Here is a 20,596-nt window from a genome sequence, read left to right on the forward strand (position 1 = left end):
TACTATGGCGGCCATCCGCAATACCGCACGTTCCAGGAGCGAAACATGCCCCAAGCCCCCATGCGCCTTCCCGTCTACATGGACTACAGCGCCACCACGCCGGTCGATCCGCGCGTCGTCGACGCCATGGTGCCCTATCTGTACGAGAAGTTCGGCAATCCCGCCTCGCGCAGCCACGCCTACGGCTGGGAGGCCGAGGAAGCGGTCGAGACCGCGCGCGGCCACGTCGCGGCGCTGCTGAACGCCGACCCGCGCGAGATCGTCTGGACCTCGGGCGCCACCGAAGGCAACAACCTCGCCATCAAGGGCGCGGCGAATTTCTACGCCGAGCGCGGCAAACACATCATTACCGTCAAGACCGAGCACAAGGCAGTCCTGGACACCTTCCGCGAACTCGAGCGCCAGGGCTTCGAGGCCACCTACCTGGACGTGGACGAGGACGGCCTGCTGCCGCTCGAGCGCCTGGAGGCCGCCATCCGCCCGGACACCATCCTGGTCTCGGTCATGCTGGTCAACAACGAGATCGGCGTGATCCAGGACGTGCAAGCCATCGGCAAGCTCTGTCGCGAGCGCGGCGTGCTGTATCACTGCGATGCGGTGCAGGGCGCGGGCAAGGTGCCCATCGACGTCCAGTCCTTCCCGGTCGACCTGCTGACGGTGACCGCGCACAAGCTCTACGGTCCCAAAGGCATAGGCGCCCTGTACGTGCGGCGCAAGCCGCGCGTGCGGATCGAGGCGCAGATGCACGGCGGCGGCCACGAGCGCGGCATGCGCTCGGGCACGCTGGCCACGCACCAGATCGTCGGCATGGGCGAGGCCTTCCGCCTGGCCAAACTGGAAATGCAGCTGGAGTCGGCGCGCGTCGGCAAGCTGCGCGACCGGCTGCTGGCCGGCCTGTCCGAGATGAAGGAGGTCTACGTGAACGGCAGCCTCGAACACCGCGTGCCGCACAACCTCAACATGAGCTTCAACTTCGTCGAAGGCGAGTCGCTCATCATGGCGATCAAGGACGTCGCCGTGTCGTCGGGGTCGGCCTGCACCTCGGCGTCGCTGGAGCCTTCCTTCGTGCTGCGCGCCCTGGGCCGCAGCGACGAACTGGCGCACAGTTCCATCCGCTTCACGCTGGGCCGCTTCACCACCGAGCAGGAAGTCGATTTCGTCGTCGACCTGATCAAGGGCAAGGTCGCCAAGCTGCGCGAGCTCAGCCCGCTCTGGGAGATGTACCAGGACGGCGTGGACCTGAGCACCATCCAGTGGGCCGCCCACTAGGCTGCAGGAACGGGCTGGCGGCGCGGCTGCCATTTCGCCTGCCGAAATAGGCCAAGAAACCCCGGTGCGCCCAAGGCCGGCGGGGCTATGCTGCGGGGGTCCGTGATTTCCCGCCGCGCAGCGCGGCCTTGCCCTTCATGTCCGATCATCCCGCTTCCGGCGCCCGGCGCGCCCTGTCCGGCATCCGCGTCCTCGACCTCACCTCGGCGGTGGTCGGGCCCTACGCCGCCAAGATCATGGCCGACCACGGCGCCGACGTGATCAAGGTCGAGGCGGCCGACGGCGACGTCATCCGCTGGATCGCCGGGCCTTCCCCCACGCCCGGCATGTCGGGCAAGTTCATGCACCTGAACCGCGGCAAGCGCAGCATCGTGCTGGACCTGAAGCAGCCGCGGGGCCGCGAGGCCGTGATGCGGCTGGTCGCGCGCGCCGACGTACTGCTGATCAACATGCGGCCGCAGGCGGTGGAACGCCTGGGGCTGGACTACGACAGCGTGGCGCGTGCGAACCCCCGGCTGGTGTATTGCGCGATGGTCGGCTTCGGCCCGGGGCCGTACCGCGACACGCCCGCCTACGACTCGATCATCCAGGGCGGCGCCGGCGTGGCCGCGTTGTCCGAGATGGCGACCGGCCAGCCGCGCTACGTGCCCTACGTCGTGGCCGACCGCACCGTGGGCCTGATGGCGCTCAATGCCGTCATGATGGCGCTGTTCCAGCGCGAGCGCACCGGCGCGGGCCAGTGCGTGGAAGTGCCCATGTTCGAGAACATGGCGGCCCTGATGCTGAGCGAGCATCTGTACGGTGCGACCTTCGAGCCGCCGCTGTCGCCGCCCGGCGACCTGCGCCTGATCGATCCGCAGGCCAGCCCGGTCAAGACGGCCGACGGCTACGTCTGCCTGACGACCAACACCGATGCCCAGGCATTCGCGCTGATGCGCGTGATGGGACATCCCGAGATGCAGACCGATCCGCGTTTCAGCACCAAGCAGGCCCGCGCCGCCCACAGCCGCGAGTACTTCGGCATCCGGGCCGAGGCGATCGCCCGCCGCACGACGGCCGAATGGCTGGCGCTGCTGAAGGAAGCGGACATCCCGGCCATGCCCTACAACACGCTGGACAGCCTGCGCACGGATCCGCAGATCGTGGCCTCGGGCCTGCTGCGCGAGGTCGAGCATCCCACCGAAGGAAAGATGTGGGACCTGGCCGACCCTACCCGTATGAGCGGCCGGGACGACGCACCGCCCCGGCCGGCGCCCAAGCTGGGCGAGCACGGCGCCGAGATCCTGGCCGAGGCGGGCTATTCGCCGGAAGAGATCGAGGCGCTGGCCGGCAGCGGCGCGCTGGGGCCTTCGTCGGCCTGATCCGCGTGCCGCAGCGGCGCATGGGCGGCCAGGATCTCCGCGGCGGTCTGCTGCAGGATGGGAATGTGGCGGTCCAGGAAGTCCCGGGTCATCGTGGAGCCGAAGGTGGTCATGCTCAGCACGGCCAGCAGTTCGCCGTCCTCGGCCACCGGCACGGCGCAGGTCGCGCTTTCCCACTCCGCGGTCGGTTGCCGGACCGCGTAGCCGCGGGTCCGCGTCGTGTCCAGGATGGCCTGGAGTTCGGCCGACGCGCCCTCGGGCAGCAGGAAGCGCCGTTCGGGCTCGGAACAGAAGGCCAGGTAGGCCAGCCCGACCGACGATTGCGTCATCGGATGGCGGCGTCCGTACGTGGTGGGCAGGTAGGCCAGGGGGCTGTAGGGCATGGTGCTGTAGCGCACGGCCATGCGGTCGCCGTCCAGCGTCGACAGGCCCAGCGGCCACTTGATCCGGCGCGTGGCCCGGATCATGCAGGGAATGGCCGCGTCCACGATCAGCAGCCGTTCCGAGCAGCCGTCGCTCAGGTCGCGGACCTTGCCGGTCAATTGATAGCTGCCACGGGCATCGACCTCGCGTACGTAGCCTTCGTCCCGCAGCGTTTCCAGGATGCGGAAGACGGTGGGTTTGGGCAGGCCCGTATCCCGATGCAGGTCCGCCAGCGTGGAATGCATGCGCGCGTTCATCGCGCGCAAGACCGCCAGTCCCCGGGAAATGGACCGTATCATCGCCGCCGTTCGCCGTCAGGTCCGGGCGTGGTGGTCAGGCATCGGCCCGGGGGGAATAGCGCGAGGCGGGCGGGCGTTCGAAGATCAGGTCCCAGACGCCGTGGCCCAGCCGCAGGCCGCGGGTCTCGAATTTGGTCTGGGGCCGCCAGGCCGGGCGTTCGGCGTAGCCTTCGCAGGTATTGCACAACTGCGGTTCGCCGCTCAGCACTTCCAGCATCTGTTCCGCATACGGCTGCCAGTCGGTCGCGCAATGCAGGTAGGCGCCCGGCGCCAGGCGGGTGGCCAGCAGCTCGATGAAGGCGGGCTGGATCAGGCGCCGCTTGTGGTGCCGCTTCTTGGGCCACGGGTCGGGAAAGTAGATGTGCACGCCCGCCAGCGAGGCCGGCGGAATCATGTCGCGCATGACTTCCACCGCATCGTGCTGGACGATGCGCACGTTGCGCAGCCCGGAGTCCTCGATGCGCCGGAGCATGGCGCCCACGCCGGCATTGAACACCTCCACGCCCAGGAAGTTGCGCTCGGGCTGGGCCAGCGCGATCTTCTCGGTGGTCTCGCCCATGCCGAAGCCGATTTCCAGCACCGTGGGCGCCTCGCGGCCGAACACCTGGGCAAACGAGATGTGCCGGTCCGTGTAGGGCAGGGACCAGGTGTCGGTCAGGGTCTCGAGCGCTTCTTTCTGGCTGAGCGTGATGTGGCCGCGGCGGTGGACGAAGCTGCGGATGTGGGTGCCCGGCCGCGCGGCCTTGGGCAGTTCGCCGCCGGCCAGGGCCGGCTCGGCGGCCGGAATGGGCAGGGCGGGAGAAGGAGTGGTCATGTTCATCGTGATCCTAGCCTCCGCCGACGGCGACGACGATTTCGAGCCGGTCGCCATTGGCGATGAGGGTGTGCTGGTGCGCGCTGCGCGGGACGATCTCGCCGTTGCGCTCGATGGCGACGCGCTTGCCCGCGTAGCCCAGCGCCTGGATCAGATCGGCCACCGAGGAGGCTGCCTCGATGGTGCGCGGTTCCCCGTTCAATACGATATTCATGGCCGGGATTTTAGTCGGTCTGGAGCCGGTGGTGCGGCAAGCTCCGCGTCAGGTCGGTAACGGATTGCGGGCCGCCGGCAACCATTCATGCGACTGATTGAATTCGGGTTTACCCCATAGACCGGTTTCCAAGTGTGACCTACTATGTATTCATGCCATATATAAATCATCGTTTTATCTATGGTACAAACCGGACCTTCCGGTTTTCTCCCACTCATCCGCCGGCGGGATGCCTCCCGCGCCAGGCCAGGCCGCCGCGATCGCCGGTGGCCACAACTGGAGTCCTTTCATGAAACGTCGTGAATTCCTCGGCAGCGCGGCTGCCGCTGCCGCCACGCTGTTGCCGCTGCCGGGCCTGGTGTCCGTGGTGCACGCCCAGGGCAAGGGCAAGCTGACCTTCCTGACGCCGTCCTCGTTCTCGCTGGCCTTCTCGCCGGTGCTGTATGCGTCGGTGGCCGGCTACTTCGCCAAGGAAGGCCTGGACCTGAAGGTCGAGGCCGGACGCGGCGCCGCCCAGGTCGTCCAGCTGACCGCGGCCAAGCAGGTGCAGACCGGCCGCACCGGCGGCGCCAACTACATGATGGCGCGCGTCAACAGCAATGCTCCGGTCATCGCCATCGCCACCATCGCCCAGCGCTCGCCGTTCGCGGTGATCTCGTCCAAGGACGCCCCGATCAACACGCCGCAGGACCTGGCGGGCAAGGTCATCGGCGTGCAGTCGGCCGGCGGTTCGATGGAAGCCACGCTGGACCTGATGCTGATGCGTGCCAAGATCGATCCCAAGTCCGTGCGCCGTGAACGGGTGGCCGACTCCGCCGCTTCCTTCGGCATGATCCAGTCCAAGCGCGTGCAAGGCTTCCTGGGCAATGCCAGCTCGGCCATCCGGCTGACCGCCCAGAACTTCCCCGTTTCCACCATGCAGATGGATGACGGCGTGCCGGGGCAGGTCTACGTGGCCGAGGAAGCCGAACTGGCCGCCAACAAGGACGCCTACGTGGCCTTCCTGCGCGCGGCCTATCGCTCGGCCCGGGAACTGATCGCGATGGACGACGCGGCGCTGCAGAAGGCCGTGGCGCTGATGCGCGGCAAGTACGACATTCCCGGATCGGACAACACGCCGATCGCGCTGGCCGACATGCGCGCCAACCGCGAGCTGTGGGCGGCCGCGAACCCCAAGCAGGTCCTGCGCTGCAACGAGGCGCAGTGGACCGAGGGCGAGTCGCTGCTGCGCCAGGCCGGCCTGCTCAAGCAGCCGACCACCAAGCCGCTGTACACCAACGACATCTGGGAGGCCGCCAATGGCTGACAACACCGTACGCATGGTGCCGCCGGCCGGTAACGTGCACGCGCTGAACGCCAGCCGCGGGCCGGTGGTCCGCGTGGATGGCGTATCCAAGCGCTTCGACACCAAGTCGGGCACGGTCCAGGCCCTGGAAGGCATCCGCCAATCCATCGGGGCGGGCGAGTTCGTCGCCATCGTCGGGCCCTCGGGCTGCGGCAAGTCGACCCTGCTGCGCATCCTGTGCGGCCTGGAAGAGCCGACCGAGGGCCGGATCGACTGGGGCCGCGAGGGCCAGGCGCCGCGCATGGGCGTGGCGTTCCAGGACCACCGCCTGCTGCCGTGGCTCAGCATCGAGCAGAACATCATGCTGCCGCGGCTCATGCAGGGCCGGGCCTCGGCCGCCGACATCGACCGCGCGCTGGCGCTGTGCAAGCTGGTCGGCCTGACCGGATTCGAGAAGCGCCGTCCGGCCGAACTGTCGGGCGGCATGAAGCAGCGCGCCTCGGTGGCGCGCGCGCTGTTCACCGATCCCGAACTGCTGCTGCTGGACGAGCCGTTCGGCGCGCTGGACGCGCTCACGCGCGAGCAGATCACCGCCGATACCGAACGCATCTGGACCGAGCAGGGGTTCGCCGCGCTGCTGATCACCCATTCGATCAGCGAAGCCGTGCACCTGGCCGACCGCGTGATCGTGATGTCGGCCCGCCCCGGCCGCGTGGTGGCCGAATTCAAGATCGACCTGCCGCGTCCGCGCACGGAAGCCCTGGGCTCGCCCGAGTTCGGCAAGCTGTGCAGCGACATCCGGAAAAAGCTGGAGCTCTGACCCGACATGAAACGACTCGCGCTACAAGTATCCGCCGTCGTGGCCTTCTTCCTGATCTGGAAGGGATACGTGCATTTCTTCGACGTCTCGCCGCTGGTGCTGCCGGCGCCCGAGCTGGTGGTGGTGGCCCTGTTCCGGCTGCTCGGTTCCACCGACACCTACTACCACCTCGGCATCACGCTGACCGAGTGCCTCGGCGGCTTCCTGTTCGCCATCGTGTTCGGCACCATCATCGGACAGCTCCTGGGCCGCGTCGCCATCCTCGACACCGTGTTCAAGCCCTTCGTGATCGCCCTGCAGGTCACGCCCAAGGTTGCGCTGATCCCGCTGTTCATCCTGTGGTTCGGCTTCGGGCTGGAGTCCAAGATCATCGTCTCGGCGGTGCTGGCCTTCTTCCCCGTGTTCGCCAATAGCTACCTGGGCGCGAAGTCGGTGGACCGCGGGCTGTCCGAGGTGTTCACCGTGGGCCGCTCCAGGCAGTCCCGGCGCTTTCGCCTGCTGGTCATTCCCAGCTCGCTGCCCTACATCCTGACCGGGATGGAAATGGCCATCGTGCTGGCCATCATCGGCGCGGTGGTGGGCGAGTTCGTGGCCGGCACGCGCGGCCTGGGCTACCTGGCCACCATCAAGCTGCAGGAGCTCGAGGTCGACACGCTGTTCGCGGTGGTGCTGCTGCTGGCGGCCATCGGGTTCTCGCTGTATTTCGCCGTCGGTTCGCTGCGCAAGGTGATGATTCCCTGGCACGAGTCCGCCAACAAGGTCGCCATCTGATGTCCGGACGTCGTCACTGATGTGGGCGCTGGACGAACTGCGGGCGGCGCTGGGCGACGACGTGGTCCGCGCCGCGGCCGACATCCCCGAGCGCCATCTGCGTGACTGGGTGGTGGCGGCCGGGCCCGGCGACGAGCCCCTGGCCCTGGTCCTGCCCCGCACCACCGACGAGGTCTCGCGCCTGCTGGCCTGCTGTTCCCGGCTGCGCGTGCCCGTCGTGCCGCAGGGCGGCTTGACGGGGCTGTCCGGCGGCGCCACGCCGGTGCGCGGCGGCGTGCTGGTGTCATTGCAGCGCATGCAGGGCATCGAGGAAACCGATGCCGAGGCCGGCACCCTGACCGTGCTGGCGGGCACGCCCCTACAGCGCGTGCAGGAGGCGGCCGACGCGGCCGGCTGGATGTTCCCGCTGGACATCGGCGCGCGCGGTTCCTGCAGCATAGGCGGCAACGCCGCGACCAACGCCGGCGGCAACCGGGTGCTGCGCTACGGCATGATGCGCGACCTGGTCCTGGGGCTGGAGGCGGTGCTGCCCGACGGCACCGTCGTGTCCTCGCTGAATCGGATGCAGAAGAACAATGCCGGCTTCGATCTGAAGCAGCTCTTCATCGGCAGCGAGGGTACGCTGGGTGTCATCACCCGCCTGGTGCTGCGCCTGGCGCCCCGGCCTGCCAGCCAGAACACCGCGCTGTGCGCGCTGGCCGATTATGCCGCCGCCAGCCGCCTGCTGCGCCTGGCGCGCACGCGGCTGGGCCCGGCGCTGTCGGCGTTCGAACTGATGTGGCCCGAGTTCTACGAGCTGGCGCTGGCACACGCTGCCCGCCAGGGACGCGGCGCGGCACCCTTGGCCACGGGCCACGGGCTCTACCTGCTGGTCGAGTCCTCGGGCTTCGAACCGGAGAAGGACGCCGACCAGTTCACCGCCCTGATCGAGGCGGCCGTCGAAGAAGGATTGGTCGAGGACGCCGCGCTGGCGCAATCGTTGCGCGACACCCAGGCCTTCTGGGAACTGCGCGAATCCGGCAGCGACTTCCTGCCCGCGCTCGGACCACGCGTGGGGTTCGACATCAGCGTGCCCACCGGACAGATCGGCGACTTCGTCGAGACCTGCCGCGCGCAGCTGCGCGCGCGTTGGCCGTCCCTGCGCAACATTGCCTTCGGCCATGCCGGCGACGGCAACGTCCACTTCATCGTGCAGGTGGACGACCGGCCGCTGCCGGTGCGCGAGATCGAGGAAATGGTCTACGGTTGCGTACAGGCGCGGGGTGGTTCCATCGCCGCCGAGCATGGCGTCGGCTTGCACAAGCGGCCGTTCCTGCACTATTGCCGCTCCGCTGCCGAGATCGCGCTGATGCGCACGATCAAGGCCGCGGTGGATCCGCTGGGGATCATGAATCCCGGCAAGGTGATCGCGGGGAGCGACTAGCCGCGCGCCCGCGTGCCTTAGCGGGCGGCCTCCAGTCCCGACGCGCGGGCCAGTTCCGTCGCCTGTTCGACTTCGTCTTTCAGGAAACCCGCGAACTCCTGGCGCGTCGTGCTCTTGGGCTCCAGTCCCTGCTTGATGAACGCCTCCCGGACGTCCGGCGCGCCGACCACCGAGACGATGGCGGCGTTCATGCGGTCGACGACGTCGGACGGGACGTTCCTGGGCATCACGACCCCGTACCAGCCGTAGCGCGCGTATCCCGGCAGGCCGGATTCCGCCACGGTAGGCAGGTCGGGCATCACGGCGGTGCGGTAGGGCGTGCTGACCGCCAGCAGCTTCACCTTCCTGGCGGCGGCCAGCGCCATGACTGACGGGAAGCTGGCGAACACCATGTCGATCTGGTTGGACGCGACCGCCGTGACCCCTTCCGCGACACCCTTGTACGGAATGTGCACGATGCGGACCTTGGCCATGGTGTTGAACAACTCATTCGACAGGTGCGCCGCGCTGCCCATGCCGGACGACGCGTAGCGCAGTTCGCCGGGGTGGGCGCGTGCCAGCTCGACCAGCTCGGCCACGTCATTGACAGGCAGGGTCGGCTTGGCGGCGAGCGCGAACGGCACGGTGACGACCAGCGAGACCGGCGCGAAATCCTTCAACAGGTCGTACGACAGATCCTTGTGCATCAGATGCTGCGCGGCATCGGCGGCCGATGCCATCAGCATGGTGTAGCCGTCGGGCGCCGAACGCGCGACCGCGGCCGTCGCGATCATCCCGCCCGCTCCGGGCCGGTTCTCGACGATGACGGACTGCCCGAGTTTCTCGGACAGCTTGGTCGCCAGCAGGCGGGCGGTGACGTCGGTGCCTCCTCCGGGCAGAAAGCCGACGAGCATCTTTATCGGCTTGTCCGGATAGCCCGCCGCACAGGCGGGGACGGCGGCGGCAAATCCCAGTACGGCAGCTACGACGGCAATCGCTTTCATGGTTATCCCCTTGGATTGGATTATGGATCGTCGTATGGAGTGTCGAGGCATCGCGTCGCCTAGGCTACTTTCGGAAACTTCGCGGCGCAATCATTATTTCCAAATATTGGAACGCTTTTCTAAAAAATTGACATGCGCGGGAGTTGAACCGTACATTACGCAGCCAGAGGGTGCCTGATCGCTCCACGAGCATCGCGCCCGAGGGTATTCCCCGCCTTCACGAGGAGCGGTCCATGATTCAAGGCGTCGTCGATGCGGCAACCCTGAAGCGCATGCTCCACGACGGCGGCGAAATCGCGTTGCTCGATGTCCGGGAAGAAGGCGTGTTCGCCAAGGGGCATATGTTCCTGGCCGCCCCGGTGCCGTTGTCCCAGCTCGAGATCCGCGTGCCCGTGCTGGTGCCGCGCCGTTCGACGCGCATCGTGGTGACCGACGGTGGCGAGGGCCTGTCCGAACGCGCGGCGGCCACGCTTGCCAGGCACGGCTACGGCGATGTCTCGGTGCTCGAAGGCGGCCTGCAAGCGTGGATCGATGCCGGGTACGAGGTGTATACGGGCGTGAATGTGCCCAGCAAGGCCTTCGGCGAGTACGTCGAGCTGCATGACGAAACTCCCCGCATGGAAGCCGCCGACGTCAAGGCGCGCATCGACTGCGGCGACGACATGGTCATCCTCGACAGCCGGCCGCTGGCCGAATACCGCAAGGTCAGCATTCCCGGCGCCATCGACTGTCCGGGCGCGGAACTGGCCTATCGCATTCATGATCTGGTGAAGTCGGATTCCACACTGGTGATCGTGAACTGCGGCGGGCGCACGCGCAGCATCATCGGTGCGCAGTCGCTGCGCAACGCCGGCATTCCCAACCGCGTGGTCGCACTGAAGAACGGCACGATGGGATGGCACCTGGCCGGTTTTCCGGTGGACAACGGCAAGGACAGGACGGCGCCGCCGCCGACCGAACCGGGCTTGCGCAAGGCGCGGGAATCGGCGCGGCGCGTCGCCCGGCGCTTCGGCGTCCGCTTCCTGGACGCCGCCGGCCTGGACGCGTTCCGGCGCGAAGCCGGCACGCGCACCGTCTACCTGCTCGACGTGCGCAGTCCGGAAGAATACGCGAGCCGCCACCTGCGGGGCAGCGTCTCGGCGCCCGGCGGCCAGCTCGTGCAGACCACCGATACCTATGTGGCGGTGCGCAATGCCCGCCTGGTGCTGATCGACGACCACGGCGTGCGCGCGACGATGACCGCCTCGTGGCTGATGCAGATGGGCTGGGACGAAGTCTACGTCCTGAGCGATGCCCTGGCGTACGGCGAATGGGTGAGCGAACCGCCGGCGGCCGAGGTCCTGGGACTGGACGACGTCCATTGCGAGAGGATTTCCCCCCAGGCGCTCGCGGCGTTGTGCATCGAAGGGGCGAGCGTCCTCGACCTCGACTCCAAGCCGCGTTATCGGGAAGGCCACATTCCAGGGGCCTGGCACGGCATCCGCGCCAACCTCGCACGCAACCTTGCCCGGCTGCCCGCGGGTGACTGCATCGTCGTGACCTCGGCCGACGGCGTCCTGGCCACGCTGGCCGCGCCTGAAATCGCCGCCATCACGGGTGGCGACGTCCGCGTGCTGGCGGGCGGCACCCAGGCCTGGCGCGCGGCGGGCCATCCCATGGAAGAGGGCGAGACGCGGCTGACCGACGACACGGACGACGTCTGGGTAAAGGTGCATGACCGCACCGGGAACCGTGACCAGGCGATGAAGGACTACCTGACCTGGGAAGTCGATCTGATGACGCAGATCGGACGCGACGACGATGCCGGGTTTCGCCGCTATCCCACCGCTGAATAGGACCGCAAAGGAATCCGCATGAGCCAGAACTCCGCAATCGTGCAAAACGAGGCGGGCGCCGACGCGCGCTCGGTGTCGCAGCGCATTGCCGCGCACGTCGCCGGGCTGCGCCATGCCGCGCTGCCGCCCACCACCGTCGAGGCGTCCAGGCGATTGATGCTGGATACCCTGGCCTGTGCCTGGGCGGGTCGAGATGCGCCGGGCGCGCCCGAGGCGCATGGGTTGGTTGCGGCCGATGGCGGGACGGCCGAGGCCACGGTATGGGGCTATGGCGGCAAGCTGCCCGCCGCCTCGGCGGCGTTCCTGAACAGCCTGTTCGGCGCGGCGCTCGATTACGACGCGGTGAACACCGTCCACGCGGATGTCTGTGTGCTGCCGGCGGCCCTGGCGGTGGCCGAACGCCAGCGCGCGAGCGGCCGGGAATTCCTGGTCGCCTACGCGTTGGGCGCCGATCTGGCCTCGCGGCTGGGCGGCTCGATCACCGGGCAGCACCGGGGCTGGTTCACCACCTCGATCTACGGCGTGTTCGGCGCGACGGCCGCGGCCGCCCGCCTGCTGAGGCTGGACGAGGCGGCCGTCGCCCATGCCTTCGGTATCGCGCTGAGCCAGGCCGCGGGCACCCAGCAGGCCAATATCGAGCAGGCCCTGACCAAGCGGCTGCAATCGGCTTTCGCGGCGCGGGCCGGGGTGTTCTCGGCCCTGCTGGCCTCGCGCGGCGTGACCGCGCCGCGCGAGGCCTTCGAAGGCCGGTTTGGCTTGTTCCAGCTGTACCAGGAAGGCAACCCGCTCAAGGTGCTCGATGGCCTGGGCCTGTCCTTCGCGCTGGAGCAGACCAATCTCAAGAAGTACCCGACCTGCGCCTGCAGCCATGCCGCGCTCGACGCCGCGTTCGCCCTGATCCGGGAGCACGACCTGAAACCGGAGGACGTCAGCGCGATCGAGGTCGTGCATTCGCCGTTGATGCACCGGTTGGTCGGGGCGCCGTTCGACCCCTCGGGCAACCCGCAGGTGACGGCGCAGTTCAGCGTTCGCTACGCGCTGGCCAGCGCGCTGCTGCGCCGCCGCGTCGCCATCGACGACATCCAGGAGGCCGCGGTGCTGGACCCGGCGATCCGCGCCATCACGGAACGCATAGCGGTCGTGGTCGACGAGGACAACAAAAGCGCCCGCGCGCCCGCCACGGTCTCCATGCAGACCCGGCACGGCAGGCTGTCGCGGACGGTGCGCGAGTTCCCGTGGAGCGCGGAAGCGCCGCCCAGCGGCGAGGAGTTGGCCGCGAAGATCGATGCCTGCTTCGGCTACGGCGGCGACGCCTTGACGCCCGCCGCGAGGAAGACGCTGATCGAGCGCGTTCGCCGCATCGAGGACGTCGACGACATGTCGGCGTTCTTCGCCGGCGTGTCGTGACACCCCAGGACCATAGCCAGGACAAGAATCGATGGACACCAGCATTTCCCGCCTGGCGGATTTCGCCGCCGGACTGCGCTTCGAGCATCTGGACGCGAGCGTGGCGCACGAGTGCAAGCGCCGTCTCATCGATGCGCTGGGCTGCGGCGTGGCCGCGTTCGACGCACCGCCTTCGCGTATCGCGCGCAAGCTGGCCGCTCGCGTGGAATTGCCGGACGGCGCCCCGGTGCTGGGAACGGCCGGGCGCACGCTGCCCGAGCTGGCGGCTTTCGCCAACGGCGTCATGATCCGCTACCTGGACGGGAACGACACCTTTCCCGGCGGTGGCGGCCACCCGAGCGACGTCATGGCGGCGGTACTGGCCGTTGCCCAGGAAGTCCGCGCCGACGGCCGCGCCACCATCACGGCCATCGTGGCGGCCTATGAGGTGTACGCGGCCCTGTTTCGCGCGGTCAACATGCGCGAGCGCGGTCTCGACCACGTCTTCTATACGGCGGTAGCCGGTGCCGCCGGCGCCTGCAACGTCATGGGCCTGGACGCGGCGCGGACCGCGCAGGCGATCACGCTGGCCGTGACCCCCAACCTCGCGCTGGAAGCCACCCGCCGCGGGGCCTTGTCCGAATGGAAGGGCTGCGCGGCCGGCAATGCGGCGCGCAACGGATTGTTCGCGGCCCTGCTCGCGCGCGAGGGGCTGACCGGCCCGGAACGGGCCATAGAAGGCGCGCACGGCTTGCGCGAACTGGTCGGCAGCTTCGAGCTGCCTGATCTGGCCGCGCGCGGCGCGGACTTTCGCATCGGCCAGGCGCACCTCAAGCGCTTCCTGGCCGAATTCCATGCGCAATCGCCGATCACGGCGGCGCTCGAACTGGCGCGCCAGGTGCCCCATGCCGACATCGCGCGGATCACTCTGCACACCTACCATTTCGCCTGGAGCGAGGTCGGCCACGAGCCCGAGAAGTGGCGGCCCACCACGCGCGAGACCGCCGATCACAGCCTGCCCTACATGATCTCGGCGGCCCTGATCGACGGCGATTTCAGCGACGCAGTCTTCGAGCCCGAGCGGCTGGCGGACGAGCGCATCCACGCGCTGGCGGCCAGATTGACGGTCGAGGAAGACCCGGACCTGAGCGCGCGCTTTCCGGCCTTCGTCCCCTGTCGCCTGGAGATCGTGACGCATGGCGGCACACGCCACGTCGCGACGGTCGATTATCCCCGCGGCCATGCCGCCAATCCCATGGACGATGCCGAGGTCGAGGAGAAGTTTCTTCGCCTGGCCGGCCGTCATATGGACGAGGCAAGCGCCCGCCGCGCGCTCGAGATGCTGTGGCGCCTGGACGCCAGCGAGACGCTTGAGGAGCTTTGGTCGGTTTTGGCCATAGGGGTGGAGGAGAGACCATGAAACACGGATTGCAGGGAGTGGTGGCCATCGCGCTGGCGGTGGCCGCGGGGCCGGCCTGGTCGGCGGATGCCTATCCGTCCAAGCCGATACGCATCGTGATCCCGTTCGCGCCGGGCGGCACCGTCGACATCCTGGGACGCGTGCTGGGCGAACAGCTCGGCACCCGGCTGGGACAGCCCATCATCATCGACAACCGGCCCGGCGCCGGGGGCAACATCGCGGCGGCGAACGTCGCGCGCGCCGATCCGGACGGCTACACGCTGTTCCTTGGCTCCATGGGCACGCAGTCGATGAACGGCGCCATCTACGCCAAGCTCCCGTTCGACCCGATCGCCGATTTCGCGCCTATCGCGCGCCTGGTCACCAGCGCCAACCTGCTGGTGGTGCATTCGTCGATCAAGGCGAAATCGGTCAGGGAACTGATCGATTACCTGAAGGCCCGGCCGGGCCAGGTGAACTACGCCAGCGCGGGCATCGGCAGCTTCAACCACATCTCCGCCGTCCTGTTCGAGACGATGGCGGGCGTGAAGATGACGCACGTGCCCTACAAAAGCGGCGGCCAGGCGCTCAACTCCGTGTTGGCGGGCGAAACACAACTGGTGTTCCAGACCATTCCGGCCGCGGTGCCCTACATCCAGTCGGGCAAGCTGAGTGCGCTGGCGGTCTGTTCCGAAGAGCGCCATCCCTTGTTTCCCGACCTGCCCACCGCCAGCGAGTCGGGACTGCCCGGCTTCGAGATCAATACCTGGTACGGGATGCTGGCCCCGGCCGCCACGCCGCGCGCGGTGATCGACAAGCTTCACGCGGCGCTGGTGCAGACGCTGCAGGACGCCGCCATCCGCAAGCGTCTGACGGAACTCGGCCTGGATGCCGCGCCGGACACGCCCGAGCAGTTCGCCGCGCTGATCAAGACCGATGCCGTCAAGTGGGGCAAGGTGATCAAGACGGCCGGCGTGGTGGCGGAATGAGCACGTCGAACCGGCCCATGCAGGATGCCGTCGCCTGGGTGGTCGGCGGCGCCGGGTCCCTGGGGCAGACGATTGCCGGCGCGCTGGCCGAAGCCGGGGCCCGGGTGGTCGTGTCGTCCCGCAGCGTGGAAGGGCGCTGGCCCGTCCGGAGTGCGGATGGAACCTGGTCGCGGGGCGCGATCGCGCTGGACCTGGCGTCGGGTGGTCAGGTCGACGCTGCCGCGCGCGAAATCGAAGATCGGTGCGGCCGCATCGACCTGCTCGTCAATTGCAGCGCCGCGCCGGTCTTCGGCGATTTCCTCGAACTGGACGACGAGGACTGGGACACGGTGCTGCAGGCCAAGCTGTTGGGCTACATGCGGACCATGCGCGCCGTCCTGCCGGGGATGGCCGGGCGCGGCGCCGGCGCCATCGTCAACATCAGCGGCCGCGGCGGCCGCCAGCCGACGCCGGCGCATCTGCCCGGCTGCTGCGCGAACGCCGCGGTGAATGTCCTGACCAAGGGCGTGGCCGATATCTACGGGCCGCGCGGTGTGCGGATCAATGCCATCGCGCCCGGACCCATCGATACCCCGCGCCACCAGGAAATCGTCCAGGGCAATGCCCTGGTCGGCTCGGCCGCCTCGAAGAAGCTGCCGCCCGTGGGGCGCCTGGGCGAGCCCCGGGACGTCGCCGATGCGGTGCTGTTCCTGGCCAGCCCGGCGGCTGCCTTCATTACCGGCATCACCTTACCCGTGGATGGCGGAGGAACCGCCACCGTATAGCCAGAAAAGCGCATGGACCAGGCGCGAAAAGGAGACGAGATGAAGAGCATTCGAGGCATTGCCCGGCTCGCGGCCGGGTGTCTGTGCATCACCGCCGGTTCGGCGGCGGCGGACGGTTTTCCGACCCGCCCGCTTCGCGTCATCGTCGGCTACCAGCCGGGTGGCGCCGCCGATCTCGTGGCGCGGGTGGCGGCCGAAGGGCTGGGCGCCAAACTGGGCCAGCAGGTGGTGGTGGAGAATCGCCCGGGCGCGGGCGGGCTGATCGCGAACGAAATGGTCGCCGCGTCGTCGCCCGACGGTTACACGCTGCTGCTGGTGAATTCGTCGTTCGCCTATCTGCCCACGATGTATTCGAAGCTGAAGTTCGACACGGTGAAGGACTTCGCGCCCGTCGCCCTGCTGGCGACGACGCAGAACGTGCTGGTGGTCAACGCCAACCTGCCGGCGAAGAACGTGAAGGAGCTGGTCGCCCTGGCCAAGGCCAAGCCTGGCAAGCTGAGCTATGCCTCGGGCGGCCCGGGCGGTTCCACCCATCTGTCGACGGAATTGTTCAAGAGCATGACCGGCACCGACATCCTGCATATCCCCTACAAGGGCAATGCGCCTTCCATCGCCGATCTCAGCTCGGGACAGGTCGACATGACCATCGGTCCCATCCCGGCGCTGCTGCCGTTCATCAACGGCGGTGCGAACAGCAAGCTGCGCGCGCTGGCCACCAGCGGCGCCCAGCGTACGCCCATGCTGCCCGACCTGCCGACCATCGCCGAGGCCGGCGTGCCGGGTTACGACGCGGGGTCCTGGTACGGCTTCATGGTGGCCGCCAAGACGCCCAAGGATATCCGCGACAAGCTCGAACAGGCGCTGCTGGCGGTCGGCAAATCGGACAAGTTCGTCGAGCAATTGAAGAGCGCGGGCGCGGAGCCGTCGGTGATGCCGGCGGACGAATTCCGGCGCTTCGTCGCGAGCGAGACCGACAAGTGGGGAAAGATCATCCGGGAAACCGGTATCCGGGGCGATTGAGCGCCCGTTGCAAGGAGCATTCCATGGTTGACGCCACGCGCGCGGCGCAGCGCCCGCGCAGCATGTTCGAGAAGATATGGACCCGCCACGTCATCGCCGAGCGCGAGGGCGGCGAGTCGCTGATCTACATAGACCGCAACTTCGTGCATGAAGGGCCGTTCTACGCCTTCGACGGCCTGCGGCTGGAGAACCGCAAGGTCCACCGCCCGCTCAAGCAGTTCGCGATCGCGGACCACTACGCGCCCACGAAGCATCGCGAAGCGGGCGTGGTGGCCATCCAGGATCCGGACATCCGGAGGATGATCGAACAGCTCGAACAGAACGCCCGCGATTTCGGCGTGCCGCTGATCGGCATGACCGATGCGCGCCAGGGCATCATGCACGTCGTCGCCGCCGAGCTGGCCCTGGTGCAGCCGGGCATGATCACGACGGCGGCGGATTCGCACACGACCAGCATAGGCGCGTTCGGGGCGCTGGCCTTCGGCGTGGGGGCGTCCGAGATCAAGCACATCCTGGCGACGCAGTCGCTCTGGTTCCGCAAGCCGAAGACGATGCGGGTTACGGTGGAGGGAAGCCTGCCCCGCGGCGTGGCGGCCAAGGACGTGATCCTGGCGGTGGTCGGCAAGGTGGGGCTGTCCGGAGGGACAGGCCACGTCATCGAGTACGCGGGGCCGGCCATCGGCGCGATGACGATGGACGAGCGCATGACGATCTGCAACATGTCGATTGAAATGGGGGCGCGCGCGGGCATGGTGTCGCCCGACGAGACCACCTTCGCCTACCTGAAGGGACGCCAGTACGCGCCCCCGGCGGAATACTGGGAGCGGGCGCTGGCGTTCTGGCGCGGGCTGCCGACCGAACCCGGCGCGCATTTCGACCAGGAAATCTCCCTGGATACCTCGCGCATCGAGCCCATGGTCACCTGGGGCAACCTGCCCGAGCATGCGTTGCCCATCAGCGCGCGGGTGCCGCATCCGGACGAAGCGGCCAGCGAGAAGCAGCGCGGCCACTACGAGCGCGCGCTGGCCTACATGCAGCTGGAGCCGGGCATGCGGCTGACCGACGTGGCGGTCGACCGCGTCTTCATCGGTTCGTGTACCAACGCCCGCTTCGAGGATCTGGCCGCGGCGGCCGAGATCCTGAAGGGCCGGCACGCGGTCGTGCCCGCCATGGTGTCGCCGGGTTCCACCGACGTGAAGCGTCGTGCCGAGGCGGCGGGGCTGGACCGCATCTTCAAGGAAGCCGGCTTCGAATGGCGCGATTCGGCATGTTCGATGTGCGTCGGGTCGAACGGCGACTTCGCGCTGCCGGGCGAGCGCTGCGCGTCGACGTCTCCGCGCAACTACGAGAATCGGCAGGGCCGCGGCGTGCGTACGCACCTGATGAGCCCGGCGATGGCGGCGGCAGCCGCCGTTACCGGCAGGCTGACCGACGTTCGCAACCTGGGCTAGGAGATCCCGCATGGAGCCGTTTACCCGCCTGACCGCCATCGCGGCGCCGCTGGACCGCGCCGACGTCGATACCGACATGCTGATTCCGCAGCGCTTCCTGCGCAAGCCCCTGACGGTGGGCTACCGCAGCTTCCTGTTCTACAACGACCGCTACGATGCGGCAGGCAAGCTCAGGGGCGACTTCCTGCTCGATCGCGAGCCTTACACCCAGGCGCGCATCATCGTCTCGGGGCCGAACTTCGGCTGCGGCTCCACGCGTGAAGGGGCGGTCTACGCGGTGGTCGATTTCGGCATCCGCGCCGTGATCGCGCCGAGCTTCGGGCCGTTCTACGCCAGCAATTCCTACCAGAACGGGCTGCTGCCCGTCGTGCTGCCCGAGGACGATGTGCGCGGGCTACTGGAACAATTGGCGGCCGCGCCCGGGGCCGAGATCACCATCGACCTGCCCAGCCAGACGGTGACCGATCCGGCGGGCAGGCAATACCGCTTCGAGATCGAACCGGCCCGCAAGGAACGTATGCTGGGCGGCATCGACGACATCGCGGCCACGGGCGAGTTCGCCGGGATGCGCGATGCACTCGAGCGCAAGCTCGAGGCCGAGACGCCCTGGCTGACCGGCAAGGAACTGGCGGAGCTCACGTCGTGACACGTGCGCCGCTGACCGCCGCGCTGGGCGATTTCGTCGCGAACCTCCGGTACGAGGATATTCCCGGGACGGCCGTGGCCATCGCCAAGCAGGGCATCGCAGATTGCGTGGGCGTGATGCTGGCCGGATCGGCGGAGCCCGCCGTCGCGGCGGTACGAAGCGGGTTCGCGCCCGACACCGCCGGAGGCGGTTCGTCGATCTGCTTCGGTCCGGCGCGGGCACCGGCCCACGTCGCGGCCTGGGTGAACGGTACCGCTGCCCACGTGCTGGACTACGACGACGTGGCGCTCAAGGGCAGCCACCCCAGCGCGGTCCTGGTGCCGGCCATCCTGGCCGAAGCCGAGGCGGTGGGCGCGAGCGGGCGCGATATGTTGCGGGCCTATGCGGCCGGGTTCGAGACCTGGGGCGAGCTGATCTCCCGCGACAGTGGCAACTATCAGCGCAAGGGCTGGCATCCGACCGGCGTCTTCGGCGCCGTGGGGGCGGCGGCGGCCTGCGCGGCCCTGCGCGGCGCGACGGCGCAGGAAGCCGCACACGCCCTGGGCATTGCCGCCTCGCAGGCCAGCGGCGTGATGGCGAACCTGGGCTTCATGACCAAGCCCATGCACGCGGGCAAGGCGGCGGCCTGCGGCCTGCTCGCCGCGCGTTTCGCCGCCGCCGGGTTGACGGCCGCGCCGAACGCGATCGAGCATGAACAAGGATATCTGGGCGCGCTGTCGCCCGCCGGCGACGTCGACCGCGAGCGCGCGCCGTCGCTGCCACCCGCACGCTGGCGCCTGACCGAGCAGGGACTGGCGATCAAGCAGTACCCGGTCTGCTACCGGGCGCATCGCGCGATCGATGCCATGCTCGGGCTCGTCCGCGATCGTGGCCTGGACGCCGAGGCCGTCAAGGCGATCACCGTGCGGTTCAGTCCGTCGCATTCGGTGATCCTGAAGAATCATCGGCCACGCACCGCCATCGACGCCAAGTTCAGTATCGAGTTCGCCCTGGCCTGCGCGCTGGTGGCGGGCAGGGTGGGGCTGCGCGACCTGGTCGACGAGTTCGTGCTGAGCGAGCCGATCCAGCGCCTGGTGCCGCGCGTGTCCATAGAGATCGAAGCCGAGGAAATGTCCGGCACGTCAGGCTATGCGCCGTACGACCTGGTGCGCGTCGAGACAACCGCCGGAGAGGTGATCGAGAGCGAGCACGTGCGCCATGCGCGCGGCGACCCCCAGGCGCCGCTCTCGGCCGATGCGCTGTGGACGAAATTCGAGGATTGCGCGCTATGGTCCGGCCTGCAGCTGGATGCCCGCGCGCTTTTCGACAAGCTGAATACGCTGGAGCACTGCCGCTCGGCGGTGGAACTGCTGCGATGATTTCATGATTCCAATATATGAAATCACGTTCTTCAAGATGACCCCCATGATATAGTCGGTTCACGTTCAACCCTCGACGTCGTATC

19 protein-coding genes are annotated in these 20,596 nt (G+C 68.4%); 15 read left to right on the top strand and 4 right to left on the bottom strand.

From position 1 onward, the window contains the following. Positions 1-45: 45 nt before the first annotated feature. Together EV675_RS23345 and EV675_RS23350 are read left to right on the top strand one after the other, a co-directional pair. A complete protein-coding gene (locus tag EV675_RS23345) occupies positions 46-1,269 on the top strand; it encodes an IscS subfamily cysteine desulfurase (protein WP_278044779.1) in 1,224 nt (407 codons plus the stop codon). 137 nt (positions 1,270-1,406) lie between these two features. Further along, the gene (locus EV675_RS23350) at positions 1,407-2,630 is read left to right on the top strand and encodes a CaiB/BaiF CoA transferase family protein (protein ID WP_130360488.1); all 1,224 of its coding nucleotides are present in this window, start codon (positions 1,407-1,409) and stop codon (positions 2,628-2,630) included. On the opposite strand, the gene EV675_RS23355 is transcribed toward EV675_RS23350, so the two are convergent. The 3 genes from EV675_RS23355 to thiS are packed head-to-tail and all read right to left on the bottom strand — an operon-like array spanning position 2,567 to position 4,380. Further along, positions 2,567-3,352: a helix-turn-helix domain-containing protein gene (locus tag EV675_RS23355; RefSeq protein ID WP_130360490.1), complete on the bottom strand. Its 786-nt coding sequence runs from the start codon at positions 3,350-3,352 to the stop codon at positions 2,567-2,569. The genes EV675_RS23350 and EV675_RS23355 overlap by 64 nt on opposite strands. A gap of 34 nt (positions 3,353-3,386) precedes the next feature. Next, positions 3,387-4,166: a tRNA (guanosine(46)-N7)-methyltransferase TrmB gene (gene trmB / locus EV675_RS23360; RefSeq protein ID WP_423213239.1), complete on the bottom strand. Its 780-nt coding sequence runs from the start codon at positions 4,164-4,166 to the stop codon at positions 3,387-3,389. Positions 4,167-4,179: 13 nt separating this feature from the next. Next, on the bottom strand, positions 4,180-4,380 hold the full coding sequence (thiS, locus tag EV675_RS23365) for a sulfur carrier protein ThiS (RefSeq protein ID WP_124690894.1): 201 nt from the start codon (positions 4,378-4,380) through the stop codon (positions 4,180-4,182). 289 nt (positions 4,381-4,669) lie between these two features. Here thiS and EV675_RS23370 point away from each other — a divergent pair, with 289 nt between their 5' ends. Genes EV675_RS23370 through EV675_RS23385 form a run of 4 tightly spaced genes read left to right on the top strand, consistent with a single transcriptional unit; the run spans position 4,670 to position 8,679 of the window. Continuing rightward, a complete protein-coding gene (locus tag EV675_RS23370) occupies positions 4,670-5,686 on the top strand; it encodes an ABC transporter substrate-binding protein (protein WP_165404733.1) in 1,017 nt (338 codons plus the stop codon). After that, a complete protein-coding gene (locus tag EV675_RS23375) occupies positions 5,679-6,485 on the top strand; it encodes an ABC transporter ATP-binding protein (RefSeq protein ID WP_242621576.1) in 807 nt (268 codons plus the stop codon). The genes EV675_RS23370 and EV675_RS23375 overlap by 8 nt, the downstream gene beginning before the upstream one ends. Before the next feature lie 6 nt (positions 6,486-6,491). After that, complete coding sequence (locus EV675_RS23380) at positions 6,492-7,256, top strand: ABC transporter permease (RefSeq protein WP_130360496.1); 765 nt, start codon at positions 6,492-6,494, stop codon at positions 7,254-7,256. A gap of 19 nt (positions 7,257-7,275) precedes the next feature. Then, positions 7,276-8,679, top strand: a complete 1,404-nt coding sequence (locus EV675_RS23385) for an FAD-binding oxidoreductase (protein WP_130360498.1) — start codon at positions 7,276-7,278, stop codon at positions 8,677-8,679. Positions 8,680-8,696: 17 nt separating this feature from the next. On the opposite strand, the gene EV675_RS23390 is transcribed toward EV675_RS23385, so the two are convergent. Further along, positions 8,697-9,662 carry a tripartite tricarboxylate transporter substrate binding protein gene (locus EV675_RS23390; RefSeq protein WP_165404734.1) on the bottom strand — a complete coding sequence of 322 codons (966 nt, stop codon included), beginning with the start codon at positions 9,660-9,662 and terminating at the stop codon, positions 8,697-8,699. A 233-nt stretch (positions 9,663-9,895) separates the two neighbouring features. Between EV675_RS23390 and EV675_RS23395 the strand changes: the two genes are divergently transcribed. The 9 genes from EV675_RS23395 to EV675_RS23435 are packed head-to-tail and all read left to right on the top strand — an operon-like array spanning position 9,896 to position 20,510. Next, complete coding sequence (locus EV675_RS23395; RefSeq protein WP_130360502.1) at positions 9,896-11,497, top strand: rhodanese-like domain-containing protein; 1,602 nt, start codon at positions 9,896-9,898, stop codon at positions 11,495-11,497. 18 nt (positions 11,498-11,515) lie between these two features. Then, positions 11,516-12,904 (top strand): MmgE/PrpD family protein, encoded by a 1,389-nt coding sequence (locus EV675_RS23400; RefSeq protein WP_130360504.1) that lies wholly within the window; start codon positions 11,516-11,518, stop codon positions 12,902-12,904. A 31-nt stretch (positions 12,905-12,935) separates the two neighbouring features. Then, a complete protein-coding gene (locus EV675_RS23405) occupies positions 12,936-14,303 on the top strand; it encodes an MmgE/PrpD family protein (RefSeq protein ID WP_130360506.1) in 1,368 nt (455 codons plus the stop codon). Then, positions 14,300-15,271, top strand: coding sequence for a Bug family tripartite tricarboxylate transporter substrate binding protein (locus tag EV675_RS23410; protein ID WP_130360508.1), 972 nt, complete (start codon positions 14,300-14,302; stop codon positions 15,269-15,271). The genes EV675_RS23405 and EV675_RS23410 overlap by 4 nt, the downstream gene beginning before the upstream one ends. Further along, a complete protein-coding gene (locus tag EV675_RS23415; protein ID WP_130360510.1) occupies positions 15,268-16,035 on the top strand; it encodes an SDR family NAD(P)-dependent oxidoreductase in 768 nt (255 codons plus the stop codon). The genes EV675_RS23410 and EV675_RS23415 overlap by 4 nt, the downstream gene beginning before the upstream one ends. 39 nt (positions 16,036-16,074) lie before the next feature. Continuing rightward, entirely contained in the window at positions 16,075-17,055 is a 981-nt protein-coding gene (locus EV675_RS23420; RefSeq protein WP_165404735.1) for a Bug family tripartite tricarboxylate transporter substrate binding protein, read from the top strand. A 23-nt stretch (positions 17,056-17,078) separates the two neighbouring features. Continuing rightward, positions 17,079-18,506 (top strand): 3-isopropylmalate dehydratase large subunit, encoded by a 1,428-nt coding sequence (gene leuC, locus EV675_RS23425; protein WP_130360514.1) that lies wholly within the window; start codon positions 17,079-17,081, stop codon positions 18,504-18,506. A 10-nt stretch (positions 18,507-18,516) separates the two neighbouring features. Next, positions 18,517-19,152: a 3-isopropylmalate dehydratase small subunit gene (gene leuD / locus EV675_RS23430; RefSeq protein WP_130360516.1), complete on the top strand. Its 636-nt coding sequence runs from the start codon at positions 18,517-18,519 to the stop codon at positions 19,150-19,152. Then, positions 19,149-20,510, top strand: coding sequence for an MmgE/PrpD family protein (locus EV675_RS23435; RefSeq protein ID WP_165404736.1), 1,362 nt, complete (start codon positions 19,149-19,151; stop codon positions 20,508-20,510). Before leuD ends, EV675_RS23435 begins: the two co-directional genes overlap by 4 nt. Positions 20,511-20,596: the final 86 nt, after the last annotated feature.

This window comes from Pigmentiphaga kullae (genome assembly GCF_004216695.1).
GTDB classification, from domain to species: domain Bacteria; phylum Pseudomonadota; class Gammaproteobacteria; order Burkholderiales; family Burkholderiaceae_B; genus Pigmentiphaga; species Pigmentiphaga kullae.